Annotated in this window: 1 protein-coding gene; it reads left to right on the plus strand. The window is 74.9% G+C overall.

Annotated elements, in window-relative coordinates:
* Positions 1 to 28: 28 nt before the first annotated feature.
* A partial coding sequence (locus AC3ERT_RS26515) for a type I polyketide synthase (protein WP_435177192.1) occupies positions 29 to 10,341 on the plus strand: 10,313 nt, incomplete at its 3' end.

Raw genomic sequence — 10,341 nt, forward strand, 5'->3', positions numbered from 1 at the left:
GTTTCACGAACTGGACTGGTGACATCCGATGGCAGATGAAGAGGCCCTCCGCGATTACCTCAAGTGGGTGACGACCGACCTCTACCACACGCGGCAGCGCCTGCGTGAGGTCGAGGAGCGCAGCCACGAGCCCATCGCCCTGGTCGGCATCGGCTGCCGCTACCCCGGCGGAGTCGCGAGCCCGGAGGACTTCTGGAACCTGCTGGCCACCGGCCAGGAGGGCATCGTCGACGTCCCCACCGACCGCGGCTGGGACCTGGAGAAGCTGACGGAGCCGGACCCGGACGGCGGCACGCGCCGCCTCCGGGGCGGCTTCGTCGACGACGCCAGCGGCTTCGACGCCGGCTTCTTCGGCGTCAGCCCCCGCGAGGCCGTCGCCATGGACCCGCAGCAGCGGCTGCTGCTGGAGGTGTGCTGGGAGGCGCTGGAGCGGGCCGGTATCGACCCGAACTCCCTGCGCGGTTCGCAGACCGGCGTGTTCGCCGGCGCGTCGCTGTCCGGCTACGGCTTCGGCACCGACGAGGACCTGGACGTCCACCTGATGACGGGGACCTCCACCAGCGTCATCTCCGGCCGGGTCTCCTACTCGCTGGGCCTGGAGGGCCCCGCGGTGACGGTGGACACCGCCTGCTCGTCGTCGCTGGTCGCGCTGCACCTGGCGGTGCAGGCGGTGCGTTCCGGGGAGTGCACGCTCGCGCTGGCCGGCGGCGTCACCGTCACCACCGTCCCCGTGATGTTCACCCAGTTCTCCAAGCAGCTCGGCCTTGCCCAGGACGGCCGCTGCAAGGCGTTCTCCGCCGACGCCGACGGCATGGGGATATCCGAGGGCGCCGGCATGGTCGTGGTGGAGCGCCTGTCCGACGCGCGCCGCAACGGCCACCCGGTGCTCGCCGTGGTCCGCGGCTCCGCCATCAACCAGGACGGCGCCTCCAACGGCCTCGCCGCGCCCAACGGCCCGTCCCAGCAGCGCGTCATCCGCGCCGCGTTGGCCAGCGCCCGCCTGTCCACCGCGGACATCGACCTGGTGGAGGCGCACGGCACCGGCACCACGCTGGGCGACCCGATCGAGGCGCAGGCCGTACTGGCCACCTACGGTCAGGGCCGGCCGGCGGACCAGCCGGTCCGGCTGGGCTCGGTGAAGTCCAACATCGGCCACACCCAGGCCGGCGCCGGCATCGCGGGCGTGATCAAGCTGGTGCTGTCGCTGCAGCACCAGCGGATGCCGCGGACACTGCACGCCGAGGAGCCCTCGCCGCACATCGACTGGTCGGCCGGCGACGTCGAGCTGCTGCGCGAGGCCCGGCCCTGGCCCCGGGGCGAGCGCACCCGCCGCGGCGGCGTCTCCTCGTTCGGCGTCAGCGGGACGAACGCGCACGTCATCGTGGAGGAGGCGCCGGCCGAGGAGCCCGCGGAGGCCGACGGCGAGAACGCCCCGGACACCCCGGACGCCGCCGCAGTAGAGGAGGACGGCGGCCGCACCGCGGAACCGCTGCTGCCCGGTGCCGGCGCCTGGCTGGTGTCGGCCCGTTCCGCGGAGGGGCTGGCGGCGCAGGCGGACCGGCTGCGGGAGTGGGTGGCGGCCCGTCCGGAGCTGCAACCGGCCGATGTGGCGTGGTCGTTGGCGGCGACGCGTACGGCGTTCGAGCACCGTGCGGTCGTGTTGGGCGCGGATCGTGGGGAGTTGCTGGCGGGGGCGCAGGCCGTCGCCGAGGGTGCGTCGTCGGCGTCGGTCGTCTCCGGAGTCGCGCGTTCCGGCGTCCAGGTGGGGCTGGTCTTCGCCGGCCAGGGATCGCAGTGGACCGGCATGGGCCGGGAGTTGTACGGGTCCAGCCCGCTGTTCGCCGAGGTCTTCGACCGGGTGTGCGGGCTGTTGGAACTGGAGTTGGGCGCGGCGGTTCCCGTGCGGGATGTCGTGCTGGGCTCCGAGGGTGTGGACGCGGGTCTGGCGGATCAGACGTTGTACGCGCAGACGGGGTTGTTCGCCTTCGAGGTGGCGTTGGCCGCGGTGTTGGAGGCCGCGGGGGTGCGGCCGGATGCGGTGGTGGGGCATTCGGTGGGTGAGGTGGCTGCCGCGTATGTGGCGGGGGTGTTGTCGCTTCCGGACGCCTGCAAGCTCGTGGCGGTGCGGGCGCGGTTGATGCAGGACTTGCCGTCGGGTGGGGCGATGGCGTCGATCAAGGCGCCGGAGGCGGAGGTTGTGGCCTCTTTCGCCGAGGTGACCGGTGAGGTCGCGGTCGCCGCGGTGAACGGTCCGGACTCGGTCGTCGTGTCCGGCGCGGTCGAAGCGGTCGACGCGCTGGTGGAGTTGTGGCGCGAGCGCGGTCACCGGGTGCGGCCGCTCCGCGTTTCGCATGCGTTCCACTCGCCCGCCATGGACCCCGTACTCGACGGCCTCGGTGCCACGGCGCAGGGGATCGAGCACAGCCGGCCCAAGGTGCTCTGGGCAGGCGCCCTCAGCGGCGCGTTGGTGTCGGACCCGGACGCCGGGTACTGGACCGCGCAGGCACGGCAGGCGGTCCGCTTCGCCGACGCCGTCGCCGCCCTTGCCAGGGAAGGCGTCTCCGTCTTCCTGGAGGTCGGCCCGGACGGCTCCCTGTCCTCCCTCGGCCCGGACGCGGTCGCCGAAGTGCAGGGCGCGGAGCCCGCGTTCGTGCCGCTCCAGCGCCGTACCGACGAGGGCGTGACCGGCCTGGAGACGGGTTTGGCCCGGGCCTTCGTGCACGGCGCCCCAGTCGACTGGCGGTCGGTGCTGCCCACCGCCACCCAGGTGGAGTTGCCGACGTACGCCTTCCGGCACCAGCGGTACTGGCCGAAGGGCATGATGTCGCTGCCCGGCACCGTGAAGCACGGCGCCGGCGACCCGGCCGAACTCGGGCTGGAAGCGTTCGGCCACCCCATGCTGCGCGCCGTCGTCGAACTCGCCGGCGAGGACCAGCTGGTGTGCACCGGACGGCTGTCCGCCCGCGCCCAGAGCTGGCTGACCGACCACACCCTCGGCGGGGTGGCGCTGCTGCCCGGCACCGGCTTCGTGGAACTCGTGGTCAGCGCGGGCCACCAGGCGGGCTGCCCGGTGCTGGCCGAACTCACCCTGGACGAGCCGCTGACGCTCCCCGCCGACGGTGCCGGCACGCAGATCCAGGTGCTCGTCGGCGCCGCGGACGAGGACGGCCGGCGCCGGGTGGACGTCTTCGCCCGCCCCGACCGCTCCGAGGAGGAGCACAGCTGGGTCAGGTACGCCACCGCCCTCGTCGCCCCCGGCCGCATGCCCGCGCGGCAGCCGGTCAGGACCCCCGCCGACCTCACCGCGTGGCCCCCGCGCAACGCCCGCGCCCTGGACGTCGCCGACCTGTACACGGTGCGGCTCGCCGACGTCTACGGCCCGGCGCTCCAGGGCCTGCGCGGCGTCTGGCAGCGCGGCGACGACGTGTTCGCCGAAGTGGCGCTGCCGGAGGACGCCGGCGTCGCCGACACCTACGGAATCCACCCGGTGCTGCTCGACGCCGCCCTGCTCGCCGACTCCGTCGCCGGGCCGGCCCAGGGCCGCGACAACGCCACCGGACCGGACCGCATCCGCGTGCCGCACGCCTGGCGGGGCGTGGAACTGCACGCCGCCGGCGCGTCCGTGCTGCGGGTCCGGCTGCGCCGGGACGCCGACGGCACCCTGGCGCTGACCGCGGCCGACACCGCCGGCACCATGGTGCTGTCGGTGGACTCCGTCGCGACCCGGCCGCTCTTGGCTGACCAGGTGCGGGCCGACGACGCCTGGGTCCGGGACGCTCTGTTCACCGTCGAATGGCTCCCGCAGCAGCGCGGCGGCTCGCGCGGCAGCGCGGCCAACCCCGCCCTGCACCCGCCGCAGCAGGGGGAGTGGGCCCTGATCGGCGCCGACCGCTTCGCCGCGGCCGAGCAGCTGAACGCCGCCGGGACACCGGTACGCACCTACCCCGGCGTCGCCGAACTCGCGGCGGACGCCGCCGCGGGCGCCATCGTGCCGCGCACCGTGCTCGCCTGCCTCAGCGGCGGCGCGGCCGACGACCCGTCCGCCCCGGCGGACCGAAGCGGTGTCGCCGCGGCCGCCCGGCGCGTCACCACCGAAATGCTGACGCTCCTTCAAGAATGGCTCGCCACAACGGAGTTGCAGCCCGCGCAGCTCGTCCTGCTCACCCGTGGCGGCGTCCCGGTGCACCCCGGCGAGCGCGTCGCCGACCCGGCGGCGGGAGCCGTACGGGGCCTGCTGCGCTCCGCCCAGATGGAGCACCCCGGCCGCTTCGTGCTCGCCGACCTCCCCGCCGACGGCGACGCCGCTGACACCGCCGCGCTGCCCGCCGCCCTGGCCGTCGGCGAACCCGAACTCGCCCTACGGCAACGGCAGCCGTACGTCCGCCGCATGGTCCGCCCCACCGGCGGACCCGCCTCCGACGACCGCCCCGGGACGCGAGAGACCGCGGGCCCGCGCACGGTACTGGTCACCGGCGGCACCGGAACCCTCGGCGGCGTCGTCGCCCGGCACCTCGCCGCCACCGGCCGGGCCGACGAGGCCCTCCTCCTCAGCCGCTCGGGACCGGCCGCCGCCGGCGTCGCCGCACTGGCCGCCGACGTGGCCGCGCACGGCGCCGACGTGCGGGTCGTCGCCTGCGACGCCGCGGACCGCGACGCGCTGTCCCGCGTCCTGGACGGCATCCCCGCCGGCCGCCCCCTGCGGACGGTCGTGCACACCGCCGGCATCATCGACGACGGCCTCGTCGACTCGCTCACCGCCGAGCAGGTGGCCGCGGTGCTGCGCCCCAAGGTCGACGCCGCCTGGCACCTGCACGAGCTGACCCGCGACAGCGACCTGGACCACTTCGTGCTGTTCTCCTCCGTGGCCTCCGCGTTCGGCGGCGCGGGACAGGGCAACTACGCGGCCGCCAACTCCTTCCTCGACACCCTGGCCGGCCACCGCCGGGCCGCCGGACTGGCCGGCACCGCCCTGGCCTGGGGCCCCTGGATGCCGGAAGCCGGCATCGGCCGGGACCTCGACGAGGTGATGCTCCGCCGCATGACCGGCTCCGGCCTCGCCGCACTCAGCGAGGACGAGGGCCTGACCCTGCTGGACCTGGCCCTGGACCGCCCCGAGGCCGTCCTCGTCCCGGCCCGCCTGCACAAGGCCGGGCTGCGGGCCCAGGCCGCCGCCACCGGTATCCCCACCCTGTGGACGGAACTCGCCGACGACCTCGCCCCGCGCCGGGCCGCCGTCACCTCCGCCGCCGGCGCCACCGCCGCGGCCGGCGCCGACGCAGCCCAGCAACTCCGGGAGCAGCTGTCCGCGCTGACCGGCCCCGAACGCGACCGGCTCCTGCTCGACCTGGTCCGCAGCCACGCGGCCGCCGTCCTCGGCCACCCCTCCGGTGACGCCGTGGAGGCCGGCCGGCCCTTCACCGACCTGGGCTTCGACTCGCTGATCGCCGTCGAGTTCCGCAACCGGCTGAACCCGGCGACCGGCCTGCGCCTGTCGTCCACCCTGGTCTTCGACTACCCCACCCCGGTGGAACTTGCCGCACACCTGCGGGAGCAGCTCGCCGACGACCTCACGGACGCCGCCACTGCCGTCCCGGAGACCTTCGCCGCGTCCGCCGCCGACGAGCCCATCGCGATCGTCGGTATGGCCTGCCGCTTCCCCGGCGGCGTGACCAGCCCGGACGAGCTGTGGCAGATGCTCACCGACGGCACCGAGGGCCTGTCGACCTTCCCCACCGACCGCGGTTGGGACCTCGAATCCCTCTACAACCCGGACATCGAGCACGCCGGCACCTCCTACACCCAGGTCGGCGGCTTCCTCCAGGAAGCCGGCGCCTTCGACCCCGGCTTCTTCGGGATCAGCCCGCGCGAGGCGCTGGCGATGGACCCGCAGCAGCGCCTGCTGCTGGAGACGTCCTGGGAGGCGCTGGAGCGCGCCGGGATCGACCCGGCCACCCTGCGCGGCAGCCGCACCGGCGCCTTCGTCGGCGGCTACGGCTCCTCCTACCTCGCCGTCAGCGTCACCGACGAAGAGGAACTCGAAAGCCTCGGTGCCCACCTGATGACCGGCAACGCCGCCAGCGTGCTGTCCGGCCGCGTCTCCTACACCCTCGGCCTGGAGGGCCCCGCGGTCACCATCGACACCGCGTGCTCCTCCTCGCTCGTCGCCCTCCACCTGGCGGCACAGGCCCTGCGCGCCGGGGAGTGCTCCCTGGCGCTGGCCGGCGGTGTCACCATCATGGCCAGCCCCGACGGCTTCCTGGCGTTCTCGCACGCCCGGGGCCTCGCGGCGGACGGACGCTCCAAGGCGTTCTCCGACGACGCCGACGGCATGGGCATGGCCGAGGGCGCCGGCATGCTCGTGGTCGAGCGGCTGTCGGACGCCCGCCGCAACGGCCACGAGGTCCTCGCCGTGCTGCGCGGCTCCGCCATCAACCAGGACGGCGCCTCCAACGGCCTGACGGCTCCCAACGGCCCTTCGCAGCAGCGCGTGATCCGGGCGGCGCTCGCCAACTCCGGCCTGAGCACGGCCGATGTGGACGTGGTGGAGGCGCACGGCACCGGTACGACGCTGGGTGACCCGATCGAGGCGCAGGCGCTGCTGGCCACCTACGGCCAGGACCGCGGCGACCGCGGCTCGCTGCTGCTGGGCTCGGTGAAGTCCAACATCGGCCACACGCAGGCCGCCGCCGGTGTCGCCGGCGTCATCAAGATGGTGCTGGCCCTCCGGCACGAGCAGCTGCCGCAGACGCTGCACGCCGAGGTGCCGTCCTCGCACGTGGACTGGACCGCCGGTGAGGTGCGGCTGCTCACCGAGGCCCTTCCGTGGCAGTCCGACGGCCGGGTGCGCCGGGCCGGCGTCTCCTCGTTCGGCATCAGCGGGACGAACGCGCACGTCATCCTGGAAGAGGCCCCCGCGGCGGAGCCTGTGGAGGCGGCCGGGGAATCCGGGGACTCCTCGGACCCCGAGGCCGCGGCGGTGGCGGCGGTCGCGGTCGCCGTCGCGCCGGACGCCGGCGCCGGGGCCTGGGTGGTCTCGGGGCGCACCGCCGAAGCGCTCGCCGCGCAGGCGGGCCGGCTGCGGGAGTGGGTCTCGGCCCGTCCCGAGCTGCAACCGGCCGACGTGGCCTGGTCGTTGGCGGCCACCCGCTCGGTCTTCGAGCACCGCGCGGTGATCGTCGGCGGTGACCGCCAGGAACTCCTGTCCGGCCTGGCGAGCGTGGTGTCCGGTACGCCGTCGGGTGCGGTGGTGTCGGGGAAGGCCCGTTCGGCGGCGCGTCCGGTGTTCGCGTTCGCGGGTCAGGGGTCGCAGTGGGTGGGGATGGGGCGTGAACTGGCGTCGGTGTCGCCGGTGTTCGCGGCTCGGTTGGCGGAGTGTGCGGCGGCTTTGGCGCCGTATGTGGAGTGGTCGCTGCATGAGGTGTTGGCGGGGGCTGAGGGTGCTCCGGCGTTGGAGGCGGCTGATGTGGTGCAGCCGGCGTTGTGGGCGGTGATGGTGTCTTTGGCGGCGGTGTGGGAGGCGGCCGGGGTGTCGCCCGAGGCTGTCGTGGGTCACTCGCAGGGTGAGATCGCGGCGGCCACGGTCGCCGGGATGCTGTCGCTGGAGGACGGTGCCCGGGTGGTGGCGTTGCGGTCGCAGTCGTTGAAGGTGTTGGCGGGTGCGGGCGGGATGCTGTCGGTGAGCAGGTCTGCCGAACAGGTTGAGGAGCGGTTGGTCCGGTTCGGGGACACCGTGGCGTTGGCGGCGGTCAATGGGCCTTCGGTGGTGGTGGTGTCGGGTGAGCCCGCAGCTCTGGAGGAGTTGAAGGCGGAGTTCGAGGCCGAGGGCGTCCGGGCGCGGATGGTGGCGGTGGACTACGCGTCCCATTCGGCGCAGGTGGACCGCCTGGAGGAGGAGATCACCTCGGTCCTGGCGGGGATCAGTCCGCGTCGGGGCCGGGTGCCGATGGTGTCGGCGATGACGGGGGAGACGCTGACCGGTGAGGAGTTGGACGCGGGGTACTGGTTCCGGAGTCTGCGGGCGACGGTCCATTTCGACCGTGCGGTGCGGACGTTGGCGGGGCGCGGCCATCAGCTGTTCGTCGAGGTGACTCCGCACCCGGTCCTGATGGGTGCCATGAACGACACCCTGGAAGAGGTCGCCCAGGAGGCGGGCCATGGCGCCGAACCCGCTGCCGTCTGCGCGACGTTGCGGCGTGACGAGGGCGGCACGGACCGCCTGGTGACCTCGCTCGCCGAAGCCTTCGCCGGCGGTGCGCCGGTGGACTGGACGTCGGTCCTGCCCGCCGGGCAGCAGGTGGAGCTGCCGACGTACGCCTTCCGCCACCGGCGCTACTGGCCGGAAGGCATGCTGGCGCTGCCCACCGGCGGCTTGGCCGCGACGGGCGGCGGCAGTGCGAGCCCCGATGTCGAGGCCGCGTTCTGGGCGGCCGTCGAGGGCGGCGACCTGACCCGCCTCGGGGGCACCCTCGCGTTGGACGCCGGGCGCCCGTTCCACGAGGTGCTGCCGGCGCTGGCGTCCTGGCGGCGGCGCGAGCAGGACCGTTCCACCACCGCCGGCTGGCGCTACCGGATCACCTGGTCGGCCGTCGCCGAGCCGGACTCCCGGCTGCTGTCCGGCCGGTGGCTGGTGGTGACCCCGGCCGGAGCCGACGACGACACGGCCGGGCAGTGTGTCGCCGCGCTCTCCGCCCGCGGCGCCGAGGTCACACGGGTCGAGGTCCCCGCCGGAACCGCCGACCGGACGGAGACGGCCGAACTGCTGGCCCAGGCCGCCGAAGTGTCCGCCGTCGCCGGTGTGTTGTCGCTGCTGGCGCTGGACGAGACGCCCCTGCCCGACCACCCCGTGGTCACCGCCGGCCTGGCCGGCACCCTCGCGCTCGTCCAGGCACTCGGGGACACCGGCATCGGGGCCCCGCTGTGGCTCGCCACCCGCGGCGCCGTCGCGGCCGGCCGGGGCGAGGCGCTGACGCACCCCGTGCAGGCGCAGGTGTGGGGCCTCGGCCGCGTGGTCGGGATCGAACACCCGGAGCGCTGGGGCGGGTTGGTGGACCTGCCGGAGACAGTGGACGAACGGGCCGGCGCGCGGCTGGTCGCGGTCCTGGCCGGCTGCGGCGAGAACGAGGTCGCCGTCCGGCGCGCGGGCATCCTGGGACGTCGGCTGTCGAGCGTCGCACGCGGCAGCGGCTCCGCCGACGGCTGGACCCCGCGCGGCAGTGTGCTGCTCACCGGCGGCACCGGGGCGATCGCCGGGCATGTGGCGCGCCGGCTCGCCGGCCGGGGCGCCGAGCGCCTGGTGCTGACCAGCCGTTCCGGCCCCGCGGCCGAGGGCGCGGCGGCGCTGGCCGCCGAACTCGCCGCGGCCGGCACGCGAGTGGACCTCGTCTCCTGCGACGTGAGCGAGCGCCCGGCCCTGTCCTCGCTGCTGGCGCGGATCGCGGCGACCGGCCCGGCCCTGTCGTCGGTGCTGCACACCGCGGCGGTGCTCGACGACGGCGTGGTGGACCGCCTGACCCCGGACCGCCTGGCCTCCGTGCTGCACGTGAAGGTCCGCGGCGCGGAGCTGCTGGACGAGTTGACCGCGGAGCTGGACCTGGACGCGTTCGTGCTGTTCTCCTCGGCGGCCTCCACGCTCGGTGGCCCGGGGCAGGGCAACTACGCCGCGGCGAACGCGTACTTGGACGCGCTGGCGGAGAACCGCCGTTCGCGCGGCCTGGCCGGTCTCTCGGTCGCCTGGGGCCTGTGGGGCGGTGCCGGGCTGGCGCAGTCCAACGAGGCGATCCGCTCCCGTATGCGCCGGACCGCCATGCCGCCGATGGACCCGCAGCTCGCGGTGGAGGCCCTGGTCGAGACCGTCAACGGCCCGCACGCCGCGGTGACGGTGATGGACTTCGACCCGGAGCAGCTGGGATCGGCACCGGGCACGGCGCACGTCCTCGACATGCCGCTGGTCCGTGACATGCCGGAGATCCGGCGGCTGGCCGCCGCCCGCGCCGGTGCGGGCAGCACCGTCGCCGCGCCGCGCGCCGAGGGCGAACTCGCCGCCCGGCTGGCCGGTGTGAGCCGGTACGAGCAGGACCGGATACTGACCGACCTGGTCCGTGCCGAGGCCGCCGCCGTACTCGGCCACGACTCGGCCGACCTGGTGCAGGCCCGGCAGGCGTTCCGCGACCTCGGCTTCGACTCGCTGACCTCCGTCGAACTGCGCAACCAGCTCAACGCGGTGACCGGGCTCCGGCTGCCGGCCACCCTCGCCTTCGACCACCCGACCCCGGTGGAGCTGGCCGCCTTCCTGCACGGCGAACTCGTCGGCGAGCAGGCGCTCGCCGGTCCCGCCGAAACCGC

Source organism: Actinacidiphila sp. bgisy145 (assembly GCF_057708125.1).